At 32.7% G+C, this 22643-nt stretch carries 19 protein-coding genes and 1 pseudogene; 17 read left to right on the top strand and 3 right to left on the bottom strand.

Features of this window, described 5'->3' with window-relative positions:
- Positions 1-952 precede the first annotated feature (952 nt).
- The gene (locus ACFCYN_RS15885; RefSeq protein ID WP_375950307.1) at positions 953-5092 is read left to right on the top strand and encodes a S8 family serine peptidase; all 4140 of its coding nucleotides are present in this window, start codon (positions 953-955) and stop codon (positions 5090-5092) included.
- Positions 5093-5496: 404 nt separating this feature from the next.
- Here ACFCYN_RS15885 and ACFCYN_RS15880 read toward each other — a convergent pair whose 3' ends face one another.
- Positions 5497-5811: a winged helix-turn-helix transcriptional regulator gene (locus tag ACFCYN_RS15880; protein ID WP_172445835.1), complete on the bottom strand. Its 315-nt coding sequence runs from the start codon at positions 5809-5811 to the stop codon at positions 5497-5499.
- A gap of 163 nt (positions 5812-5974) precedes the next feature.
- On the opposite strand from ACFCYN_RS15880, the gene ACFCYN_RS15875 reads away from it, so the two are divergent.
- The 12 genes and pseudogenes from ACFCYN_RS15875 to ACFCYN_RS15820 all read left to right on the top strand — a co-directional run bounded on the left by ACFCYN_RS15875 (position 5975) and on the right by ACFCYN_RS15820 (position 14248).
- A complete protein-coding gene (locus tag ACFCYN_RS15875) occupies positions 5975-7069 on the top strand; it encodes an FAD-dependent monooxygenase (protein WP_375950305.1) in 1095 nt (364 codons plus the stop codon).
- A 72-nt stretch (positions 7070-7141) separates the two neighbouring features.
- Positions 7142-7903, top strand: coding sequence for a GTP cyclohydrolase II (locus tag ACFCYN_RS15870; RefSeq protein ID WP_375950303.1), 762 nt, complete (start codon positions 7142-7144; stop codon positions 7901-7903).
- Positions 7896-8993, top strand: a complete 1098-nt coding sequence (ribD, locus tag ACFCYN_RS15865) for a bifunctional diaminohydroxyphosphoribosylaminopyrimidine deaminase/5-amino-6-(5-phosphoribosylamino)uracil reductase RibD (protein WP_375950301.1) — start codon at positions 7896-7898, stop codon at positions 8991-8993. Before ACFCYN_RS15870 ends, ribD begins: the two co-directional genes overlap by 8 nt.
- A 15-nt stretch (positions 8994-9008) precedes the next feature.
- Positions 9009-9575 carry a 5' nucleotidase, NT5C type gene (locus tag ACFCYN_RS15860; RefSeq protein ID WP_098117015.1) on the top strand — a complete coding sequence of 189 codons (567 nt, stop codon included), beginning with the start codon at positions 9009-9011 and terminating at the stop codon, positions 9573-9575.
- A 222-nt stretch (positions 9576-9797) separates the two neighbouring features.
- Positions 9798-10091, top strand: coding sequence for a hypothetical protein (locus tag ACFCYN_RS15855; protein WP_098117016.1), 294 nt, complete (start codon positions 9798-9800; stop codon positions 10089-10091).
- A 172-nt stretch (positions 10092-10263) separates the two neighbouring features.
- Positions 10264-10560 (top strand): hypothetical protein, encoded by a 297-nt coding sequence (locus ACFCYN_RS15850; RefSeq protein ID WP_098171541.1) that lies wholly within the window; start codon positions 10264-10266, stop codon positions 10558-10560.
- A 191-nt stretch (positions 10561-10751) separates the two neighbouring features.
- Positions 10752-11252 carry a GNAT family N-acetyltransferase gene (locus ACFCYN_RS15845; protein WP_172445831.1) on the top strand — a complete coding sequence of 167 codons (501 nt, stop codon included), beginning with the start codon at positions 10752-10754 and terminating at the stop codon, positions 11250-11252.
- Between the two features lie 22 nt (positions 11253-11274).
- On the top strand, positions 11275-11826 hold the full coding sequence (locus ACFCYN_RS15840; RefSeq protein ID WP_172445830.1) for a 2'-5' RNA ligase family protein: 552 nt from the start codon (positions 11275-11277) through the stop codon (positions 11824-11826).
- Positions 11827-12096: 270 nt separating this feature from the next.
- On the top strand, positions 12097-12606 hold the full coding sequence (locus ACFCYN_RS15835; RefSeq protein WP_172445829.1) for a DinB family protein: 510 nt from the start codon (positions 12097-12099) through the stop codon (positions 12604-12606).
- Between the two features lie 621 nt (positions 12607-13227).
- Complete coding sequence (locus ACFCYN_RS15830; protein ID WP_172445828.1) at positions 13228-13575, top strand: IS3 family transposase; 348 nt, start codon at positions 13228-13230, stop codon at positions 13573-13575.
- Positions 13576-13692: pseudogene (locus ACFCYN_RS15825) on the top strand (antibiotic biosynthesis monooxygenase); the annotation flags it as partial. It lies immediately after the preceding gene.
- 190 nt (positions 13693-13882) lie between these two features.
- A complete protein-coding gene (locus tag ACFCYN_RS15820) occupies positions 13883-14248 on the top strand; it encodes a hypothetical protein (protein ID WP_172445827.1) in 366 nt (121 codons plus the stop codon).
- A gap of 239 nt (positions 14249-14487) precedes the next feature.
- Here ACFCYN_RS15820 and ACFCYN_RS15815 read toward each other — a convergent pair whose 3' ends face one another.
- Positions 14488-15459 carry an LCP family protein gene (locus ACFCYN_RS15815; RefSeq protein ID WP_172445826.1) on the bottom strand — a complete coding sequence of 324 codons (972 nt, stop codon included), beginning with the start codon at positions 15457-15459 and terminating at the stop codon, positions 14488-14490.
- A gap of 238 nt (positions 15460-15697) precedes the next feature.
- Here ACFCYN_RS15815 and ACFCYN_RS15810 point away from each other — a divergent pair, with 238 nt between their 5' ends.
- The 4 genes from ACFCYN_RS15810 (at position 15698) to ACFCYN_RS15795 (ending at position 21119) form a co-directional block, all read left to right on the top strand.
- Positions 15698-17005 carry a VTT domain-containing protein gene (locus tag ACFCYN_RS15810; RefSeq protein WP_172445825.1) on the top strand — a complete coding sequence of 436 codons (1308 nt, stop codon included), beginning with the start codon at positions 15698-15700 and terminating at the stop codon, positions 17003-17005.
- A 475-nt stretch (positions 17006-17480) separates the two neighbouring features.
- Entirely contained in the window at positions 17481-18563 is a 1083-nt protein-coding gene (locus ACFCYN_RS15805; RefSeq protein ID WP_172445824.1) for an aromatic ring-hydroxylating oxygenase subunit alpha, read from the top strand.
- Between the two features lie 3 nt (positions 18564-18566).
- Complete coding sequence (locus tag ACFCYN_RS15800) at positions 18567-20009, top strand: aldehyde dehydrogenase family protein (RefSeq protein WP_375950296.1); 1443 nt, start codon at positions 18567-18569, stop codon at positions 20007-20009.
- Positions 20010-20024: 15 nt separating this feature from the next.
- A complete protein-coding gene (locus tag ACFCYN_RS15795; RefSeq protein WP_172445823.1) occupies positions 20025-21119 on the top strand; it encodes a tartrate dehydrogenase in 1095 nt (364 codons plus the stop codon).
- 61 nt (positions 21120-21180) lie between these two features.
- Here ACFCYN_RS15795 and ACFCYN_RS15790 read toward each other — a convergent pair whose 3' ends face one another.
- Positions 21181-22542 (bottom strand): sigma-54 interaction domain-containing protein, encoded by a 1362-nt coding sequence (locus ACFCYN_RS15790; protein WP_375950294.1) that lies wholly within the window; start codon positions 22540-22542, stop codon positions 21181-21183.
- Positions 22543-22643: the final 101 nt, after the last annotated feature.

The raw sequence follows: 22643 nt of genomic DNA, 5'->3' as shown, positions 1-22643 counted from the left end.
TTCGATGCGAACACTATGTGTACTTTATTGATAAAGTTGTGGACTTTGTTGATAAAGGGCTAGTTTTTGTTGATATATTATAATTTTTGTTGATATACCAATAGTTTTTGTTGATAAATAACAAGTCCCGTTGATCTATAGCTTTTTGTTGTTTAAGTGCAGGAAATATGAAAGCGGAAACCCGAACACTATGTGAACTATATTGATAAAGCTGTGAACTTCGTTGATATATGGCAAGATTTCGTTGATAAATGGCAAGATCTCGTTGATATATAGCAAGATCTCGTTGATAAATTTAAGCGGGGTGAAAATGACAGCCACAAGTACGAACACTATATGTACTTTATTGATAAAGTTGTGAACTTTGTTGATAAAGGGCAAGTTTTTGTTGATATACAGCAAGTTTTTGTTGATATTAGCCTAATTTTTGTTTATAAATAGCAAGTTCGCGTTGAGCTATTGCTAAAACGAAGCATAATCTAATTCAATTTAGTTGTTTTCTTTAGAAGCTAGCAAAATATGAGTGTAACTCAAGACAAAATCCAGAAAAAATGAACACACTTGTGGATTTTCTTCGTTAGTTTAGGAGATTGCCTCTTACTACTCCGGGGAGGGGGATTTCAAGCTCTTCTCATTATAAAAATGAGAAAAAATTTATACCTTTTTCAATCTAACCATTCAATAAAGTTTTAAAAAGATAATAAAGTGCCCAATTTTCGTGATGCTTTTAGTAGAAAAATGTCGAATAAATGGTTGGATATTGTAAAAGTATTGATTTAATTGGTATCTAATAACCCGATTGTCAATTATTTGAATATTCTAGATAATCTAATTACAAAGGAAAGGTTTAATGAAGAGCGATAATCGAATATAAAATGGCAGTATTTTAGATTCATATTTCCTCATACATTAAAAACTTTATTTTGATAACTAGAATAATTGGGGGAAGAGTATGTCAAAAAGAATGGGTAATAGTAAACTAGCAAAAAGTCTTTCTGTTGCAGTTTTATCGTCGAGTTTTGTATTAGGTTCATTAGGGTATGTGTCTAATGATACGAAAGCAGAAAATGCTTCGACTGCAGAATCAATTTTAGCTAAATTAACTTCACAGCAACGACAAGCTTTACAAAAGCTTTCTACTACTGATCAATCTGGATTATTTATAGATTCAGATGTGAGCTTAGATAGTGTAGAACCAGTTTCTGTCATTGTTTCATTTAAACAAAAGCCTCAAAAAATCGCTGTATTGGAAGCAGCTTTAAAAGGACAAGCTCTATCCGATGATAAAGCGAAAGAAAATGCTGATGAAGATCACGTCACATTTAAATCAGACTTACGTTCTTTATTTAAAACAAAATCCGACGGTGCATATAAAATTAAACATGAATATAAACATGCGTTTAACGGTGTTGCGTTAGAAGTACCTGCAAATAAACTAACGGAATTACTGAAATCAACAGCTGTACAAGCAATCTATAGTGATGCAACTGTAAAGTCAGAGCTACCTGTTGAAGGAAAGGAAGCTACATCTACTTCAACTGGAAAAGGAATGGCTGACGAGCGTACTTATCTTAAGATTGATAAATTACATCAAGAAGGTTATACAGGTAAAGATGTAAAGGTAGCTGTTCTTGATACAGGTGTTGACTACAATCATCCTGATATTAAAGCAGCGTTTAAAGGCGGATATGATTTCGTAGATAATGACAATGATCCGATGGAAACAACGATGGATGATTGGGTGAAGGCTGGTAAACCAGGTGGAACTACAGGTGCAGCAAGTTACGTAACAGAACATGGAACGCACGTATCTGGAACAATTGTAGGTCAAGGGAAAAATGAAAGTGAATATGCGACAACTGGTATTGCACCTGATGCTGATCTTTATGTGTATCGTGTATTAGGACCGGGTGGAAGTGGTTCGACTGAAAATATCATTGCAGGAATTGACCAAGCAGTTGCTGACGGTATGGATGTTATGAACCTTTCACTAGGTGCAAATTATAATGACCCATTACTTGCAGAAAGCATTGCGATTAATAACGCAGTACTTAATGGCGTAACTGCAGTAGTTGCAGCTGGTAACGCTGGTAATAAGATGTATACATTAGGATCACCAGGAACTGCAGCTTTAGCGTTAACTGTTGGTGCAAGTGATGTTCCAATCACAACAATGTCTGCAAAAGGTTCAATGGATAATGTATCAGCAAATTTACAATTAATGGCAAGTGGATATGGTGATGACATTACAAAACTAAAAGGGCAAACTTTACCGGTAGTAGATGTAAATTTAGGAGAAAATTATACTGGGAAAGATGTTAAAGGCAAAATTGTCCTAATGAGCCGAGGTACTTATACGTTAGATTCTAAAGTTGCTGTAGCTAAGTCTCAAGGAGCAGCTGCAGTACTAATGTACAATGATAATCCGACTGAAGGATTTATTCCAAGTTACTTAGGAGAAGGAGTAAATTTCATCCCAACATTCAGTTTATCAAATGCTGAAGGACTTGCATTAAAACAACAACTACAAACAGGCTCAGCTAACTTTACAATCTCTGATATGAGTGAAGTAAAAACACAAGGCGATACATTAGCAGACTTCAGTTCAAGAGGACCTGCAAGATTAACTTATGACATTAAACCAGAGATTACTGCTCCAGGTGTAAGTGTGTTATCAACGGTTCCAGGATTTATTAACAATCCAGATAATCCAACTGATTATAAAAATGCGTATCAACGTATGTCAGGAACGTCAATGGCTACACCATTTACAACAGGGGTTGTAGCATTATTAAAACAAGCCAACCATAGCTTACAACCAGAAGATATAAAAACGATTTTAATGAATTCTGCTGATTCATTAAGCAAATCGTATAGCGTGTTTGAACAAGGTGCAGGACGAATTGATCCATACAATGCTATCCATTCAACGATTGAAATAAAAGTACAAGAAAAAACACCTATGATTATTAATGGAAAAGAAAAACAAATTAATGAAGATACTGGTGCACTAAGTTTCGGTAACGTAGCTTATGTTGGTAATGACTTATCAAATTCACGTTCTGTTACATTAATGAACAGAGGAGAAAAAACGAAAACGTTTAATGTGAAAGTTAATTTCCAATCAAATCTACGCGGTTCAAAAGATGCAGCGGCAAACGGCGTAACTGTCCAAGCACCAGCTTCAGTTACATTAAAAGGAATAAGCCAAAAGAAAACAAATATTACGATAAATATTCCTAAAACAGCTGAAAAAGGAATTTATGAAGGATATGTAGTTTATACAAATAAAGATAATCCTTCTGAAACATATCGAGTACCATTTGGTGTCCATTATGTAGAAAAAGGATTCCAAGACATGGGTCTTACTCGTCATACTATGACAACAGACCGCAATAATTTAAGTAGTCCAATATTTAATCCGTATATAAATGCTACATTCTCCTTAAAGTCGCATATGAGATATATTGACGTAGTATTAACTGATGCGGTGACAGGTCAAGATTTAGGATTAATGAATTCATTTGATGGTGTTAATTATGACGAAGGTGTGCAATACACAATTTTGGCTGGACAAGGGGTTTATTATCCTTTTACAAATGATGTGAATAATCCAATTGCTTCAAAAGCGGTTTTAGCAAAAGAAGGCTTATACAAAGTAAAATTAATTGGCTATGATGATGCAGGTAAAGACTACACAATCACACAAGATTTATTAGTTGATACTACAATGCCAAATAAATTTGATATACATGTAGATGGCGAAAAAGAAGGCAATCCATTTATTGAGTATAAAGAAGATCAAAAGTCAGTTCCATATTCTGCTACAATTAATGATAAATCAGTTGATATCTTGAAAGCAGCGGGTGTTAAAGCAGATCAGTCTACGAACATAATTGGTTACTTCTATAATAGTCCTTTCATGGGTGGAAAACTTACATTAGACGAAAATGGAAATTCAGCCAAAGATGAAATTGAAATGGTACCGAGTATTGCAGCATCTTCACTTCGATTCATCGGAGGAGATCAAGCGTCAAATTCATATGGTGATAAGCAATACTACTTTGTTAAAGAAGGAACTCAATACGTATACGGTCAACCAAATACTCAAACAAGATTAAACAAATTAATTACACATCCTGGTGAGTCAAACAAAATTACACTTACTGCTAATAATGTAAACAAACTAAAACAAGCGCTATATAGTTTTACGACGAATAATGCTGATACAAATATCGTCAATATCGCATTAAATCCTGCAGCTGAGAAACTTGGTGGGAAATTAAATGTTACAACAACAAATCCAACTAGTACGACTGTTAAATCTGACGTTAATGTAACATTCGATGGTTCTCAAGAAGTTTCAGGTGACCTTCCGATGGTTGACGTTACGGTGAAAATACCAGTAACGAAGGATGTTATTTCAACTTCTAGCTTTAGAACGGTAACATCTACATTTACAAGCGTTGACAATACAGTGACGAAACCAATTACCTATATTGTACCAATCGTTCCATTGTCAAATTTCTCAAGTGTAATTAGCTATATTCATCCTGAAAGCTTCGAAAATGCAGATGGAACTCTGAAGAAAACAGACTTTACGAAAATTGGGGCAAATGTAACGATTGTCGATAGCAATGGAAAAACTTACACAGGTACAATGGATAGCATTGGACAATTCTATATTTCTGGCTTACCGCTTACGAAAGAAAAATTTACAGTCATCACAGATATTCCTGGTCACTTTAATACTTACGGTAAATTTGACCGAGTTTACAATATAATGGATGGCAATATGTACGGTATTTATAAGCGAATTGGTGTGGAAACTGTAGACGATGCTGTTGCTGGGGATATCAATAAAGACAATGTAATCGACATTAACGACGCTCTTGCAATTGAAACATACTGGGGAACAAACAAACGCTCAGCTGATATAAACTTCGACGGAACAGTCGATGCAAAAGACTTTGCATTCGTAGAAAAGAACTACCTAATGCAAAACCCAGCTGTAGACAATGCACCAAAACCAGCGAAGAAATATAAAGGTCAAACAATTGATACGATTAAGAGTGAATTAGGCATTCAATAATTAAGTACTGAGGAAAATCCACAAGGAATAGTTTGCTTCCTTGTGGTTTTTTGCGTGAAAAGAGTGAAAATTTCGTTTGGTATTCGCGATTCTGGACCCTATTTAGGAGTTTAAAATCAAGTTTCAGTGATTTCTCTGAAAAGAGCGCTAGATATGTACGAATCTGAACCCTATTTAGGAGCTTATCAACGAGTTTCATTGATTTATCAACGAAAATGAGCTATATATCAACGAGAATCAGTCATATATCAACGGAGTTCACAACTTTATCAACAAAGTTCACGCAGTGTTCGTATTTTTCAATATCAAAAAGGGATGTCCACAAGTTAGAAACCTAACTGAGACATCCCTTTTATGTGCAATTGAATTCTAAAAAATAACTTTAAGGCGAAGCAAAAAATTTATTAATCGATCGATATCCAATCTTGAGACCATTTCATTAATTCCTTAATAACCGGCTCTAAAGCAAATCCTTTTTCTGTTAAAGAGTATTCGATTCGAACTGGAGTTTCAGGATAAACATGTCGCTTTACAATTCCTGCTTGTTCTAAATCTTTTAGTCTTTCCGAAAGGACGCGCCCGCTAATTGGTAATGTTGATTCGATTGTACAAAATCGTTGTGTTCCAGAAAGAAGTTGAAAAATTATTAGAATTGCCCAGCGTTTACTAATTAATTCTACGCTTTTTTCAAACCGAGGGCATAATAAAGAAAAATCCATATAAAACCACCTCACCTATAACCATATTATAACGAAAATAGTATGAATAACAAGCTTACCATACATAAATTTATTACTTGACGTAAGTTATTTACTAAATTAAACTTACTTACATAAAGTAACTAAATATTTTTTTACGAAAATAAATAATAGGGGCAATATCATGAATGTGAATACAGAAGTATGTATTGTAGGTGCTGGACCAGGTGGAGCCCTATTAGCATATTTGCTTGCAAAAAATAATATTTCAACAGTTTTAGTGGAACGACATAATGGAATTGATAAGGAATTTAGAGGTGAACATTTAAATTCTGAAGGCGAACAAATCTTAAAAAAACATCGTCTATATGAAAAGGTAAAAGAATACGGTCTACTACTTATGGATCGTGTTGAATATTGGAGCGAGAACAAACTAATTAAAAGTGTTTTTCCGCCACCAGATTCCGAACATGTTGGCATTCATGTTCCACAAAATCATTTGCTTAATGTTATTTTAAAAGAAGCAAAAAAATATGACAACTTTCAGCTTTTAATGGGTACACGTGTATCAAAATTAATAGAAGATCAAAATGGACGCTATATTGGTGTAAAAGCAATTATGAATGATACTGAAATAACGATTAATAGTTCAATTATAATAGGTGCAGACGGACGATATTCTACAATCCGCAAATTAGCCAATATACCAACGGACATTATTAAACATGGATATGATTTACTTTGGGCAAAAGTCCCTAGGCCTGTTAGTTGGGACCCGACGGTTAGACTAACATTAATTAATAACCAACAGCTAGCTTTATTTACTCAAGCGGGAGGTTATATTCAAATTGGATGGAATATTGAAGAAGGCTCTTTTACTAAGTTAAGAAAAAATTCTTTCAAACCATTTGTAAAACAGCTAGTCGAGGCTTTTCCTGAACTGACTGAAACAGTTGAGAAAAATATAAATTCCTGGAGCGATTTTGTATTATTAAATGTTCAAAGTAGCCGAAGTAAAACTTGGGTTAAAGATGGACTGATCATTATGGGAGACGCTGCACATACGATGAGCCCTACTGCTGCACTTGGTGTTAATATCGCTATGAAAGATGCAGATACTTTGGCGGGAATTATAATAGAAGCAGTGCAAAATAAAGATATTAGTACATTTAATTTGAAGAAATTTGAAAATGCTAGACGAAAAGAAGTTGAAAGCTTACAAGAACAACAGCTATTACAAGAAAGTTCATTTAAACATAATTTTGATGTAACTTTATAATATAATTTGATGATTTGAGTGGATTTTAAAAAAAGCTAGTAAATGATGTATTGAATTTGGAGGAAACTTAACATGATTAACGAAAAAGTAGTTTCATTATTAAAAGAGAAAATTAATGTAATAAAAAATAACGATAAATCAATCTATTTAGTTGGACCGATTAAACTGCCAGTAAATTTAGATGGGGAAACTGTTCCTTTCCAATGGTATAGTTGGCTTCGATGTGAAGATATAGAAGGTGATTTTTGTAGTGATGGATCATACAACACGGAAAAAATTATTAGTAAATTAGCTTCTTCAAACTTAGCAGAAATGCAACAATCAAGTGTACTAGTATATGGTGATTTTGAAAATTCAGAGGAAGCTTTAATTCGAATGCATAGTATTTGCCACACTGGTGATATTTTTGGAAGCAAACGTTGTGACTGCGGATTCCAATTAAAAGAAGCGATGAAAATGATTTCTTCAAAAGAATCAGGAGCTTTATTTTACTTAGCAAATCATGAAGGAAGAGGAATCGGTTTATTTAGCAAAGCGATGGCATATGTTCTTCAAGAGCAAGGATTTGATACGGTTGAAGCGAATGAAGAGCTAGGATTTGTGGATGATGCAAGAAACTATGAGGATGCGATTCGAGTATTAAAAACGCTTCGCTCAAAACCGGTTACTTTAATTACAAATAACCCTCGTAAATTGGATGCTCTTCAAAGATCTGGAGCTAATGTGTCTGGAAGAATTCAATTATGGGGAGACAAATCAAAGTATAATGAAAAATACTTAGAAACTAAAATTGTTCGTTCGGGTCATTTTAAGGGAGGACGTTTGCATGAGTAATCATGAATTTTATATGAACCTAGCGATTCAAAATGCAATGGCGACGAAAGGTCAGACTGATCCGAACCCATTAGTTGGTTCTGTTATCGTAAACGATAATCGAATCGTTGGAATTGGAACACACTTAAAAGCTGGGGAACCACATGCTGAAATTCATGCACTTAGAATGGCAGGAGAAAAAGCAATAGGTGGAACGATTTATGTAACGCTTGAGCCTTGCTCTCATCATGGACGAACTGGTCCTTGTGCAGAAGCAATTGTGAAAGCAGGCTTAAAAAAGGTTGTAGTTGCTACACTTGATCCAAATCCTTTAGTAGCAGGAAGAGGAATAAAAATACTTCAAGATGCAGGAATTGAAGTCATTACCGGTGTTTGTGAAGAGCAATCGATTAAAATGAATGAAGTATTTAATAAATATATCGTTGAAAATATTCCTTTTGTCGTAATGAAATCTGCATCTACTTTAGACGGGAAGATTGCTACTCATTCATCTGATAGCAAATGGATTACTTCCGCAGAAGCTCGAAATGATGTTCATCAATTAAGAAATGAAATTGGTGCGATTTTAGTCGGAGTTAATACCGTAATAAAAGATAATCCAGAATTAACTACTAGAATTCCAAACGGACGTAACCCAGTTCGAGTGATACTAGATTCAACTTTAAAAATTCCATTAGATTCAAAAGTTGTAATCGATCAACAAGCTGAAACATGGATTTTCACAAGTCAAAAGCATTCTGAACAGAAAAAAATAGAATTAGAAAACTTAGGTGTAAAAGTATTTGTTACGAATGATTTAAATCGAGTTGATTTACACGAAATGCTAAGAACTCTAGGGGAACTTTCAATTTCTTCATTGTTAGTTGAAGGTGGCGGAGAAGTGAATGCTTCTTTTATGAATGAGAAACTAGTTGATAAAGTGATCGTCTACTTAGCTCCTAAGTTAATAGGTGGAAAAAATGCACCTACATTTTTAGAAGGTACAGGAATTGATATGATGGGACAAGCTATCGAACTGAATGACCTTCAAATAACAAAAATTGGTCCTGATTATAAATTCGTTGGTTATCCAAAATTTACAATAGCATGAGGAAGGACTATTAAAATGAGATTTGGATTCGATATTGATGATACTTTAATTGATTTAAGACAGCATGCTTTTCAAATTTATAATAAAAAATTAAATAAAAATGTTCCGATAGAAGTTTACAATGAACTAAAGACAGTTGAAATTCATGAGGCTTTTGGCTTAACGGCAGAAGAAGGTGGCCAAATGTGGAACAGTAATTTAGAAGAAACCTACTTTACTACTTGTCCTCCTTTTCCTTATGCGGTAGAAACATTACAAGAATTAGAAAAACAAGGCCATGAAATTTATTATGTGACTGCTAGAAATAAAGAATACGGCGACCGAACAAAAGAATGGTTAATAAAAAATGGATTTCCAGTTCATCAAGATCGCTTTTATTGCGGCATGAAAGACTCTGAAAAAATTCACATTATAAAAGAATTAGATTTAGATTACTATTTTGATGATAAACCAGCAATTTTGAATACACTTTCTGAATTAACTTTAAAAGTATATTTAAAAGACACATCATATAATCGAGGGTTAGATATTCCTCGCATTACATGTTGGTCTGAATTAAAAGATATTGTTGAACAGAATTAAATGATGAGGGTACCTAGAAGTTAAAGCTTTTTGGTGCTCTTTTTTTTATAAAATTGTAAGAGCTGAAATGCAAATTCTAGAATTATTAAATCATTTTCGATGATATATAAAAAAATAATAGTTTCATTTATACTCTTTACGAAAAAACAATAATAAAATATAGGAAATAGAAATTAAAAGTTTACTCACTATCTGATCTTAATTTTGGAGGTGCTAGCCAAATTGACAAAGCTTGAATTTGATTTTCAAAATCTACATATTTCAAAGCATACTGATTACAAGGGCTATAAAATTAGATTTTCGATCAATCATCAAAACTATGTGCTTTTAGTTGGTAAAACAAAGATCTTATTTCCTTTGAATTTAATTCACGTTTTTAGTGAAAGAGAGACATGTCAGCTTTGCGGTAAATTAGTTTTTCCATCGAATATTAGTCAACAGGTTTGTCCTACTTTATTTAATAGAAGAAAAGAGTTGTTAGCTTATTTCCAAGAAAAGTATTCTGAGCAATTTTAAATTTGTATTAGACAATCGTCGACTATAGTGAATAATAAATTTCATAGTGAAAACGAGATAAAAAACTACTTTTTAGGTAGTTTTTATTTTTTTATGAAAATATTTAAGAATAATTAGACATAAAAATAGCATTTCATCATATATTTTGTTGAAAACGGAGGTGCTATTTTGCATGATTATTCAAGAATTAGATTTTCAAAACGTGAAAATTAGTAGGCTTGGAGGGTACGATGGCTTTAAAGTAAGCTTCTCAATTAATCATCAAGGTTATATTTTATTAGCTGGAAAACAAGAAACTTTATTTCCTTTGTCTATTAAACATGCATTTATTGAAAAAGAAAAATGTCAGTTTTGCAATAAGCTTGTTTTAAAATCAGCAATTAGCCAGCAAATTTGTTTGCATTTAATACTTAAAAAAGGCGATTTATTAACATTCTTTCAGCAAAAATATCCAGAGCAATTTGAGTAAATATTTAGATAGTATTTAAGGAAAACTTCTAAGGAAAAACCACGTAGAGGTGGTTTTTTATTTATAAAAGTATACATAGAGTAGTTGAATCCTCGATAAATACTTAATGAAGTTTGAATAATTATTAATGGATATTCGTTTGTAATTATTGTACTATTCTTATAATTCTATTTTTATTGGGGGATTTTTTCATGACTAATTCTTTATCGCCAACTACAGCTATTTCTTTGGAGTTTTACGATTCAAGATTTGATGAGCAGTTAAAGAACTATTATTTAACGGATGAGCACTTAAAGTTTACTGGATTACCGATCGATAATTTAGAAATATGTAAATTAGAGGAAGAACGTCATGCTATCGTAATAGTAAGTAATAACGAAGTAACTGGTTTTTTTGTATTGCATGGTTGGGAAGGGGTTCAGCAATATAGCGATAACGCAGATGCTATTTTACTTAGGGCTTATTCAATTGACTCTAATTTTCAAGGGAAAGGGATTGCGAAACAGTCTTTAGAATTATTGCCTGATTTTGTAAAAGCACATTTTCCTGAAAAAACTGAAATCATTTTAGGTGTAAATCATAAAAATATCGCTGCGCAGCATGTTTACTTAAAAAGTGGATTTGTTGATAAAGGCGTAAGGGTAATGGGGGAAAAAGGTGAGCTTTTTGTAATGCATATGGACCTAATATAAGTTTGGAAAGAGGAAGAAACTAATGTACGGAGTTGTAGCACTATTTGATGAAAAAACTGAAAAAATGATTAGAGATATATGGTCAGAGTTAAGAGAAAGTTCGATTTCTTTCTATGCCGATGAAGTAATAGATCGTAAACCCCATATTACTTTGGCTAGCTATAACCAATTAAATTTATCAAAGTTCACCGAACAGATGGATAAACTGTACGAGAATGAGTTGGAAATAAATATTACTCTTAATTCAATTGGATCATTTTTAAATACTGGGATATTTTATTATTCACCAATTGTTACAAAAGATTTGATAGAGTTTCATGAGAATTTTCACGCTCAGTTTAAACAATTTAATGATAATCCAAAGTCCATGTACTTACCTGGTAGCTGGGTACCGCATTGTACTCTAGCAAACCGTTTGACACCGGAAAAGTTATCTGAAGCATATAATTACTGTTTAGATCGAAATGATCCGATTGTTGGTAAAATACAGGAGATTGGTGTTATTGAGTTGGTTAATAAGAATAATGCGCCTATCGTTTATTCAAAGTCATTAAATGCAAAAACTCGTAAATGATTACGGGTTTTTTATTTTTAAGTCTCTGTTAAAGTAGATTATTGATTTCCTTGTGTAACTAAATGTCAGTTTAGTGGAATAAAAAGTGAATTAATCCATATTAACTGTATTATGTTAACTGCATAAATCAGTTGTACAGAGATAATAAAGTTGTTTAATATGTAATTATTTTGCGGCAATGAACTTAAATATCAAATAAAGGAACTATCCTCTTGACAGTCGAATATTAGCCTAGAACCATAATTAACTATTCCGATGAGGAGGATTCTTGTGCGTCCACGACCATTATCTATTGAAAATCCAGAGAATGCTAGGTATGTTAGTCTTGTGCCAAATGGAGATATTAAAGAAATACTTAGTAAGCAACGAACTAAGACTATTACCCTCTTAAGTAGCGTATCAGAGGAGTCATCAAGGAAGGCGTACGCACCAGGGAAATGGACTTTAAAAGAAGTGATTGGGCATATGACCGACTCGGAACGTGTGATGTCGTATCGAATGCTTGCCATTGCACGAAATGAAAGTGCACCACTCCCAGCAATGGATCAGGATCAATATGTTTCTGCGGCAAACTTCAACAAACTATCCTGGGAGCAGCTACTAGCCGGTTTAGACACGGTACGCTCCAACACGTTAAGCCTTATTTCAACCATTGATGATGCAGCGTGGGATCGTAATGGAACTGTAATGAACAAGCCAGTTTCGATAGGTATCATTGCATATGGCATTGCCGGGCACGAGTTACACCATATGAAAGTGATTAGTGATAAATACTTATAAGTCTTTTTCTATTAATGAAAAAACTTAATTTCTCATTTAGGGTGCGTTAGTTGAAGAAGCAGCAAAAAAAGGATCTTTCCTATTGTTATTATCCCCTTATAATAGACAGTCCAAAAAAAGGATCGTAATGTCTATTATGGAGGGGATTTTTTTATGGGGAAAATTAAAAAACTTATTCTAAAGAAACTAAGTTGAAAGCTATTGATTTGTATTTTGAAAAGAATATGGGGATTAGAACAATAGCTAAAGAACTAGATATAGGATATACGACCATTCAAAGATAACTCATTACAAAAGAGAAGGAATCCAAGGATTAGATGAAAAAAGAGGAAAATCAGACATTTTATTTAGAAGGAAAGCCAAAAGAGACGATGAAAATGATGCTGAAAAGATCAACCGATTAGAAGCAGAGAACGCTTATTTAAAAAAGCTCTTAGCTGCGAAAAGGAGGATGATACAGGAAAAGAAAAATCATTAGAATACAGTATAATTCATGAGCTTAAGAATCAATTTTCAGTTGTTATTTTATGTAAGATAGCAGGTGCTTCAAAGAGTGGGTGCTACAAATGGTTAACACGTCAGAGTAGCCCTACTAAAAAAGATTTAGTAGATCAATTAATAGTGAAAAAAATTATTGAATGCCAACAAGATCCAGATATTAATTGGAGTTATGGCTATCCAAGAGTTAAAACTTGGCTGAGTAAAGTGTATGGACTAAAAGTGAATCATAAGAAAATATATCGTTTGATGAGATCAAATAAGATACAAGCTAAGATACTAAAAAAGAAATGGAAACATTTTGGACGCAAAGAAAAGTTTGTCCTTTCAAGAAACTATTTAAATAGAGAATTTTCAGCCAAACGTCCAAATGAAAAATGGGTAACAGATATTACCTACTTACTTTTTAACGGGAAAAAAATCTATTTATCTTCTATATTAGACCTATATAATAATGAGATTGTCGCTTAGGATCATACAATTGGTTTTAGACAATCTAGTGAATACCAAGATTGGAAAAAGCAACTTCATCATTTTTACGACCCCTTTCCAACTGTGAAACATTTTGAAATGGTGAAACTTTTGTAGAGGTTTCTTCAACTAACACATTATGATAGTTGTATAAGGCATAAATAGAAGAAGGTTTTGAAATGAAAGTTTTAGATATTTCAATGAAGCATATTAAAAAGATCCTAATAGCATTAGGAACTTTAACTCTCCTAGGTGGTCTTTTTTTATTTATATAAGTAATGAGAAATTGCCACAGCAGAATAACTTATTGGTAGTGAATGGTGTTTTTGATTGGTACCAAAAAGCCTTATGTGATAAAGATGTGGATTCAATATATTTAAATGATGGTTCGAATTATGATGTTCTATATTTAAGTGAAAATCAATTACAGAGAAAAAACTTTATTAAAGATGTTAAGTCGGGTCAACATATTACTCTATGGGTATATAAACACACAGGTGAAAATACAGTTTTGGCAATTAAGTCAAACAATACTACTTATTTATCATTTAATGATGCGATTAACGAATTTAAAGTATCTAATAAACAATCAAAAATTTTTGGTTTATTAGCGATTCCGCTTTCTGTTATATTTTTTGGTCTATATTGGTGGATTTGTAGAAGATTCAAATAAATGGATGTTATACAACTAAAGCATGGTTTAGTTACATAAGAAAATGACCACAAAAATTTTTGTGGTCATTTTCTTTTACTTAAAAAGCAAGAATTTAACAGAGCCAAGTGTGATATTCCTTTTATAGCTCTATTTGATTCTGGATTCACATATTTATGCTTCTAGAAGTTGAATGTATCAAAATTTAAACTAATTAAAAAAAGAAAAGAGGTAAATAAGTAAATATATGAAATGTGCACTTATTTTGAATTAGAATTAGCTTGTGATTTATCAAGCTCAAGATGATTTCTCAAACTACTTGTTATAGCATTTACGCTAGTTTGATCAGGCATATAATAGTAAATCCTGTCAATATAATCGTCTTTTCCATCCAATTTTAATGTCGTTATGTTTTTAGAATTAGTTTCTTTCATATCATTGAATAAAAATAATCCTTCAGACAAGCTCATATTTGTTTTGACATTTTTACTAAATACGCTTGCATATTTATCTATTTTAAATAAAGTTTCGGGTGACTTTATTTTATCGATAATTGCCAGCATGGCTTGTTGTTGACGTTCTTCACGTCCAAAATCACCACGGGGATCGCGCTTTCTCATTCGAGCATAGGCTAAAGCTTCTGTACCATTCAGATGTTGATTTCCTTTTTTGAAGTAAACCTTATAACGTGGTTTAGTATCGGTATATTGCCAAAAATCAAATGGAACATCAACATTAATTCCACCAACTTCATCAACAATATTTTTAAAACCACCAAAGTCTACAGTAACATAGTAATCAATTGGGACATGTAAAAAGTTTTCTACAGTATTTACTGATGATTGAAGACCACTGTTATATGCACCATTAATTTTAGATTTTTTATTTTGATCTGGAATTTCCACGTAAGTATCACGAGGAATACTCATTTTTTCTACAGTTTTATCTTTTGGATTAACAGTCGCTAAAATGATGGTATCCGTTCTACCACCTTGACCTTTTGTTGAATAGTTTTCAATTCCTAGAAACAAAATGGAAAACGGTTGAGTATCTTTTAATTCTTGATTACGCATACTTGAGTGAATAACTTCACCCTGAGTAGCATTTTGTAATTTAAAGTATGCTTTTATTCCCTTATATCCAATAAATGCTATAAGAATTATAACTAGCGACAGTAATATTTTAAGAGACTTTCTTTTTGTTTTTCTGATTTTTTTAGGCTTTTCTTTCATTTGTTTAGCAAGAGCTCCTTATGAGATTTTTGTATATTCTTTGATTTGGATCAGAATATTTAAGATGAAATATGTTTAGCATAAATTAAACATTTAAGTTTTACAATACAGATTTGGTTAAACTTTTTTAATGAATAAACCAAAAAGATCAATTTTTAATGCAATTTAATCAACTTTGTTTAAAAGCTAAACTTGATTATTTAAATCTATTAAAAAATTTGAAGAAAGGAGTATTAAAATGGCTTTACTTCTTATTACATTAATAGGTAAACATAGCTACCTATTGATATTCTTAGTAAATCTTCTTGAACTATTAGCATTACCTATATCTGGAGAACTTACCATGAGTTATTCAGGATATTTAGTATTTCAAGGCAAAATGAATTATTTTTTATCCATATTGTTAGCAGTATTAGGGGCTATAATAGGTATTAGTTTATCTTATTTAATAGGTAATAAATTTGGTTATCGTCTTATTCAAAAGTTTGGAAAGTATATTCATTTTGGACCAGGAAAATATCAAAAGACTGCAAAGTGGTTTGATCATCATGGCAATAAATTACTGATATTAGCTTTTTTTATCCCAGGTGTTAGGCATTTTACTGGATATTTTTCTGGTATTTCTAAATTGCCATATTTAACATTTGCTCGTAATGCGTATATTGGTGCATTTTTATGGGGAGTGACATTCGTTACCCTTGGGAAAATTTTAGGTCCAGAGTGGGACAAGTTTCATCATTCCGCTAGTAAGTATTTAGGAATTGGAATAACGTCTCTCATAATATTTATTTTGATAATATTTTTAACTAGAAGATACAAATTGTTTATTAAATCATTTATTTATCGTTATATTTCATCCCTGTCAAGATTTTTTACTACGTTTAGAAGAATGGAAATTTTTATATTCTGTCTCTTTGCAGTTTTTTTGTTAATGTTTATTTCTACACTAGCATTAATTGAGGAATATTTAAATAATGAGCTAAATGAATTAAATGAGGTTAGTAGATATTTAATACGTACATTATTTAATGAAGATTGGAAAACGGTGATGAACGGGTTACTCTTCCTCCAAAACCCATTGTTTTTATTAGTCATTTCATTCGTAACTTTCAGTGTACTTTTTTTTAATAGACGAGATTTATTGTTAGAAAGTTTAATTTGTTTATCTACTATTATTGGAGGAGTGTTACTTAAAAAGATTTTAATTAGTATTTTTCACTATTTAAAGCCAAGTTTAGGTTCATTGTTGAATCTTGGATTTCCGAATGAGCAGTCATTTATGTCAGTTTTGGTTTACGGTTTTTTTGTTTTCATTTTAGTTCGTCATTTGACCAAAACTAATCTTCAAAGCCTCCGTATTTTTCTGCCCTTCATTTTTTTATTACTATTATTTTTGATGGGTATAGCTAACGTATATTTTTCAATTCGTCTGCCAAGTGATGTATTGGCAGGGTACACGTTCGGAGCAACATGGCTATTTTTAAATTTAGTGTTACTCGAACTTTTTAGGCTAATTCAAAATAAAGTTGATTCAAATTTAAGTTGAATATTATCGCTTCCAATTGATGATCTTAATGCTGACAGTAGACTTGTAGCATTCGTGCAATGTATAAAGATTTCATCGTGTACCAGATAGACCAATTCATTTTTGTAGCAAAAATCCTTTACGATAAAATTGCATGGATTATGAATATGTAATTCAACTAGCTGATGCTTTAGTTGCATAAGAGTTCCAAAGGTTGTCTAATTAGATAACCTTTTTTTTAGTTCAAAAAACAACGTTTTAACTTAAAAGAGCCATTTTTAAAGAAAGTTTACCAGATTAAAAGCTAAAACCTTCAACCTAAATAAACGAATCGAAAGCAACTCAATCGAGTTGTTTTCGATTCGTTTATTTTATTCATTTGAGTCGTTTTGAATCAGTAAATGTTGATTTGTTGGGGTTCTTTAGTTTTGGCATGGTTATTGCAATATAAATGGTACAGGGGAAAGAAATAGGGAAATGAGAGGGGAATTTACTAATGACTTTTAACAAGGTACAAAATGGAACGACTGAAATTTTTGAGAGAACTTTGACTTATGATTTATACACTGATCCGAAGGTTTTGATGGAAGAGCAAGAGAAAATTTTTTCAAAGACTTGGCAGTTAGTTGGGCATGTTAGCCAATTAGAAAATATAGGGGATTTTTTTACAGCTGAAGTAGCTGGTGAACCGATTATTGTAACACGTGATAAGGACGGGGTTATTCGAGCATTTTATAATGTTTGTCCGCATCGAGCAACTAAGCTAGAGAAAAATGAAAGTGGAAATAAGAAAATTTTACAATGTGCTTACCACGGATGGACGTTTCATTTAGATGGTAAGTTAAATAAAGCACCTAACTTTAAAGGTGAGGATTTGGCTTGTGTATCAAATGCTTGTTTACGATCTGTGAGGATGGAAATTGCTGAATCATTCATTTTTGTTAATTTAGATGATCATGCTACGTCATTAATCGAGACGTATGGAGATTTTTTTGAAAAGCTAAGTAAGTTCTCATTTTTAAGTGAGTTAAAAAGAACGAGCAGTAAATCTAGAGTTATTAAAGCAAACTGGAAAGCATTTATTGATAATTATTTAGAATGTGATCATTGCCATATAGCACATCCTAGCTTTGTGGCTACTTTAGATATGAAAGACTATCAAATTATTACATGTCAGAATTATTCTGTTCAAGGTTCTGTTGTGAAAGCAAATAAGAAAATGGGTTCATTAGATTTTAATGAAGTAGAAATGCAAGGTGGTACATTCTATTGGTTATGGCCGAATTTAATGATGACTATTTATCCAGGACCAGGAAACATTGCTACGATCCAAATGGTCCCGGTCGATCATGAGACAACACTTGGAATTTACACTTACTACTTTAGAGATGAAAACTTAACACAGGAAGAAAAAGACTTAGTTGAATTTGCTGAAATAGTACGAAATGAAGATGTTGAGTTAGTTGAATTAGAGCAAGTTGGATTCCGCTCACGAGCATTTAATAAAGGCTATTATTCTTCTTCAGAGCAAGCAATTGTACAGTTCCATGAGACTGTCTTAAAAGCACTGGAGGCGTAAATGATGATGAACAAAGTAAGTCCAATGAAAGAATATTTATTTATTAATGGTGAAGAAGTACAAACAACTGAGTATTCAAATTTGTATTCTCCATTTACAAGAGAAGTTATTTCAGAGATTGCTGTTGCTACAAAAGAACAAACAGAACAGGCAATCGAAGTAGCATATCAGGCAAAAGATGAGTTTGCTAGAATGCCAGCATTTGAGAGGGCACAAATTCTTGAAAATGTCGTTTTGTTATTAAAAGAAAATTTTAATGAGGCTGCTGAAATCATTACAAAGGAAACTGCAAAACCAATAATGTTTTCAAGGGGAGAAGTAACAAGAACAATAGAAACATATAAATTTGCAGCGGAGGAAGCAAAACGAATTCATGGAGAAACAATTCCGTTCGACGCTGCCTCTGGTGGTGTAGGAAGAGTAGGCTATACAGTAAGAAATCCAATCGGTGTAATTGGAGCGATTACCCCATTTAATTTTCCTATGAATCTAGTAGCACATAAAGTAGGTCCAGCTATTGCGTCTGGAAATACGGTCGTTTTAAAACCGGCATCTCAAACGCCACTTTCGGCATTATTTATCGCTAAATTATTCAAGCAAGCTGGCTTACCGGACGGGATCTTAAATGTTGTGACAGGTCCGGGTCGTACAGTTGGGGATACGATTGTTGAAGATGAGCGAGTAAATATGGTTACATTTACTGGAAGTACGAGTGTGGGAATTAACATTAGAAATAAGGCGAAATTAAAGAAAACAACACTTGAGCTCGGATCAAATGCAGCTGTAATAATTGATAAAAATACGAATGTTGATAATGTTATTGATCGTTGTGTAATGGGGGCCTTTTCAAATCAAGGTCAAGTATGTATTTCCTTACAGAGAGTATTTGTTCATGAAGAGATTTATGAGGAATTTACGAACAAATTCGTAGAAGCAACGAAAAAACTAAAACTTGGTAATCCTTTTGACGATGAAACTTATCTTTCTTCATTAATTTCACCTGATGAACTAGATCGGGCGTTAGACTGGATTGAAGAAGCAAAACAGAGCAATGCAAATATCCTTACAGGTGGTAAAGCGCAAGGAAATATTTTGGAACCTACAATCATTGCGGATTGTACATCTAGCTTAAAAGTTTCATGTCAGGAAGTTTTCGCTCCAATTGTAACGGTTACCAAAGTGAAATCAATTCAAGAAGCGATCTCTCATGTAAACAATTCGCGCTATGGTTTACAGGCTGGAATCTATACGGATAGTGTGTCGAATGCATTACTTGCCTCAAATGAACTGCATGTAGGAGCGGTCATCATTAATGATATTCCAACTTTTCGAGTTGATAATATGCCATATGGTGGTGTAAAGGAAAGTGGAACGGGAAGAGAAGGAATAAAGTTTGCAGTAGAAGAAATGACTGAATTGAAGCTAATTGTTTGGAATCAAAACTAAAGTAGGGGAACTGATATGAAAAAACATAAAATAGCGGTTATTCCAGGGGACGGTATAGGTCCAGAAGTGATAAATGAAGGAATGAAAGTTTTAAATAAAATAGCAAGTCTCGATGCTTCTTTTACGTTAGAATTTACATCATTTCCTTGGGGATGTGAATACTACACTCAATTTGGAAAAATGATGGACGATGATGGAATTGACCGATTAAAGGAATTTGAAGCAATCTATTTAGGAGCGGTCGGATTTCCTGGTGTACCAGATCATATCTCATTATGGGATTTGTTATTAAAAATTCGTAAAAGCTTCGATCAATATGTGAATATACGACCTGTAACGCTATTAAAAGGGGCACCGTGTCCTCTTAACAATATAGAAACCGATGATATAAATATGTTATTTATCCGAGAGAATACGGAAGGTGAATATGCAGGAGCAGGTGATTGGCTGTATAAAGGAAAAGAACATGAAGTAGTTATACAAAATAGTGTCTTTTCTCGAAAAGGTACAGAGCGGATCATTCGCTATGCGTTTGAAGTAGCCCTAAAACAAGGGAAAACAGTAACAAGTATTAGTAAGGCAAATGCTTTAAATTACTCAATGGTATTTTGGGATCAAGTATTTGAAGAAGTGAGTAAAGAGTATCCTTCAGTAAAAACATACTCATATCTTGTTGATGCAGCTGCAATGCTTATGATCAAAGACCCGAAACGGTTTGAAGTAGTCGTGACCTCTAATTTATTTGGTGATATTTTAACTGACTTAGGTGCAGCCATCGCTGGAGGTTTGGGTCTTGCAGCTGGAGCAAACATCAATCCTGAGAGAGAATATCCGTCAATGTTTGAACCAATTCATGGCTCAGCACCAGACATATCAGGTAGACAGATTTCCAATCCGCTCGCTGCAATTTGGTCAGCAAGCCAAATGCTTGATTATCTCGGATATGAAAAGTATGGTAAGTTAATTCTTAATGCGATTGAAGAACTATTAACTGAAAACAAATATTTAACACCTGATTTAGGAGGGGCATCAACTACATCAGAGGTAGGGGATCGAATCGTTGAAATAGTTGCCTCAAGAATGAGTGTGTTACATACACAAACAAATTAACGAAAAGAATTGATACCTAATAATCAAAAGGGAAATACTTCTGGAGTATCTCCCTTTTGATTTAATCATCATTTTTACAATATCTTCTAATTAATTTATTTGCTTTTGTTTGACTTAATCCAAGATCCTTGGCAACTTTTCGAGAACTCTTATGAATTTTATAAGATTCGATAATCATTTTTTTCTCTGTTTCTTCTAAAATATTGTCTAATGAATTCTCCTCATAGATTGAGATAGATTGATCATCAGGAATTAATTGAGATGGTAGGTCAGGCAATCGAATGACTGAATCGCTAGTAATAACAAGTCTCTCAATTATATTTTCAAGCTGCCTAATATTTCCTGGCCATTGAAATACTTCAAAAGCGCTTTTTACATTTGATGAAAATGATCGACTAACTTTGTATTTATGATTGAACTTAGTTAAAAAATGATCGGCTAGTAAAGGAATATCTTTTTTTCTTTTTCTAAGTGGGGGAATTTGAATATCAATTACATTTAAACGATAAAATAGATCTTCTCTAAATTGCTTTGATTTTACCATTTCCAATAGATTACGGTTCGTCGCAGTAATAATACGAACGTCAGCCCTTTTTAATTCTCGACCGCCTACTGAAAAGAAGCTACGATCTTGTAGTACTTGGAGCAATTTCGCTTGAAATTTTAAAGATATTTCACCGATTTCGTCTAAGAAAATAGTTCCTTTATTTGCAGTTTCGAGTAAGCCAATTTTTCCATTTTTTAAAGCACCTGTAAACGCACCAGTAGCATAACCGAATAGTTCTGATTCTAATAGCTCTTCTGGGATTGCTGCACAATTGATAGCAAGAAAAGGACCGTTTTTCCGGTTGCTTAAATCATGGATATACTTTGCGAGAACTCCTTTTCCTGTTCCAGATTCACCTTGAATTAAAATATTTGTATCAACAGGGGCTATTTTTTTACTAAAATCAATGATATTTGTCATTTCGTCATCACATGTTATAAATCCATTAGAATGCAAATGTTCACTCGAACTAAGTTCATGAGTGCTATTATGAATAATAGAAATATAATTTTTTTCGCGAGAGGTAATAAAAATGAAATCCAAGTTTTTATTAATAGGATTGAAGATTGGAATAGCTGTCGTGACAAGTTCTTTACCAGTATGAGTTGTTTGATTAATTGTGACTGTGTTATTTTTCTCCAAAACAATTGGAATAATTGAAGGGGTCCAATATCCTTTTTCTAAAAAAATATCATTATGTTTTCCTATAATTTCGTTTTGACGTAAACCATAATGTTGTTCACACATTTTATTAACATAAATGATTTCAAGATTTCGGTTTAAAATATAAATTTCATCAGAAGAATAGTTTAAAATGTTTAACAATACTTCTTTATCGAATTCTAGTATATCTGTAAGATTAGAATAACTGTTCATAATGTATGCTCCTTTTTAAGCGCTTACAATTAAAGGTTAATATTTTACTATTTTACAAAAAGAGTTTAACATAAGTCTACAAATTATTTGCAGAATTTTAA

The sequence above is a fragment of the Gottfriedia sp. NPDC056225 genome (genome assembly GCF_042267765.1).
Lineage (GTDB): Bacteria > Bacillota > Bacilli > Bacillales > Bacillaceae_G > Gottfriedia.
Note: the sequence above shows the minus strand (reverse complement) of the source record. Positions and strands in the feature narration are given on the sequence as shown.

What these genes read in the sequence shown, in the direction of transcription:
- ACFCYN_RS15885 (WP_375950307.1), top strand. Translation starts at nt 953, where the DNA reads ATGTCAAAAAGAATGGGTAATAGTAAACTAGCAAAAAGTCTTTCTGTT.
- ACFCYN_RS15880 (WP_172445835.1), bottom strand. Translation starts at nt 5,811, where the DNA reads ATGGATTTTTCTTTATTATGCCCTCGGTTTGAAAAAAGCGTAGAATTA.
- ACFCYN_RS15875 (WP_375950305.1), top strand. Translation starts at nt 5,975, where the DNA reads ATGAATGTGAATACAGAAGTATGTATTGTAGGTGCTGGACCAGGTGGA.
- ACFCYN_RS15870 (WP_375950303.1), top strand. Translation starts at nt 7,142, where the DNA reads ATGATTAACGAAAAAGTAGTTTCATTATTAAAAGAGAAAATTAATGTA.
- ribD (WP_375950301.1), top strand. Translation starts at nt 7,896, where the DNA reads ATGAGTAATCATGAATTTTATATGAACCTAGCGATTCAAAATGCAATG.
- ACFCYN_RS15860 (WP_098117015.1), top strand. Translation starts at nt 9,009, where the DNA reads ATGAGATTTGGATTCGATATTGATGATACTTTAATTGATTTAAGACAG.
- ACFCYN_RS15850 (WP_098171541.1), top strand. Translation starts at nt 10,264, where the DNA reads ATGATTATTCAAGAATTAGATTTTCAAAACGTGAAAATTAGTAGGCTT.
- ACFCYN_RS15845 (WP_172445831.1), top strand. Translation starts at nt 10,752, where the DNA reads ATGACTAATTCTTTATCGCCAACTACAGCTATTTCTTTGGAGTTTTAC.
- ACFCYN_RS15840 (WP_172445830.1), top strand. Translation starts at nt 11,275, where the DNA reads ATGTACGGAGTTGTAGCACTATTTGATGAAAAAACTGAAAAAATGATT.
- ACFCYN_RS15815 (WP_172445826.1), bottom strand. Translation starts at nt 15,459, where the DNA reads ATGAAAGAAAAGCCTAAAAAAATCAGAAAAACAAAAAGAAAGTCTCTT.
- ACFCYN_RS15810 (WP_172445825.1), top strand. Translation starts at nt 15,698, where the DNA reads ATGGCTTTACTTCTTATTACATTAATAGGTAAACATAGCTACCTATTG.
- ACFCYN_RS15805 (WP_172445824.1), top strand. Translation starts at nt 17,481, where the DNA reads ATGACTTTTAACAAGGTACAAAATGGAACGACTGAAATTTTTGAGAGA.
- ACFCYN_RS15800 (WP_375950296.1), top strand. Translation starts at nt 18,567, where the DNA reads ATGATGAACAAAGTAAGTCCAATGAAAGAATATTTATTTATTAATGGT.
- ACFCYN_RS15795 (WP_172445823.1), top strand. Translation starts at nt 20,025, where the DNA reads ATGAAAAAACATAAAATAGCGGTTATTCCAGGGGACGGTATAGGTCCA.
- ACFCYN_RS15790 (WP_375950294.1), bottom strand. Translation starts at nt 22,542, where the DNA reads ATGAACAGTTATTCTAATCTTACAGATATACTAGAATTCGATAAAGAA.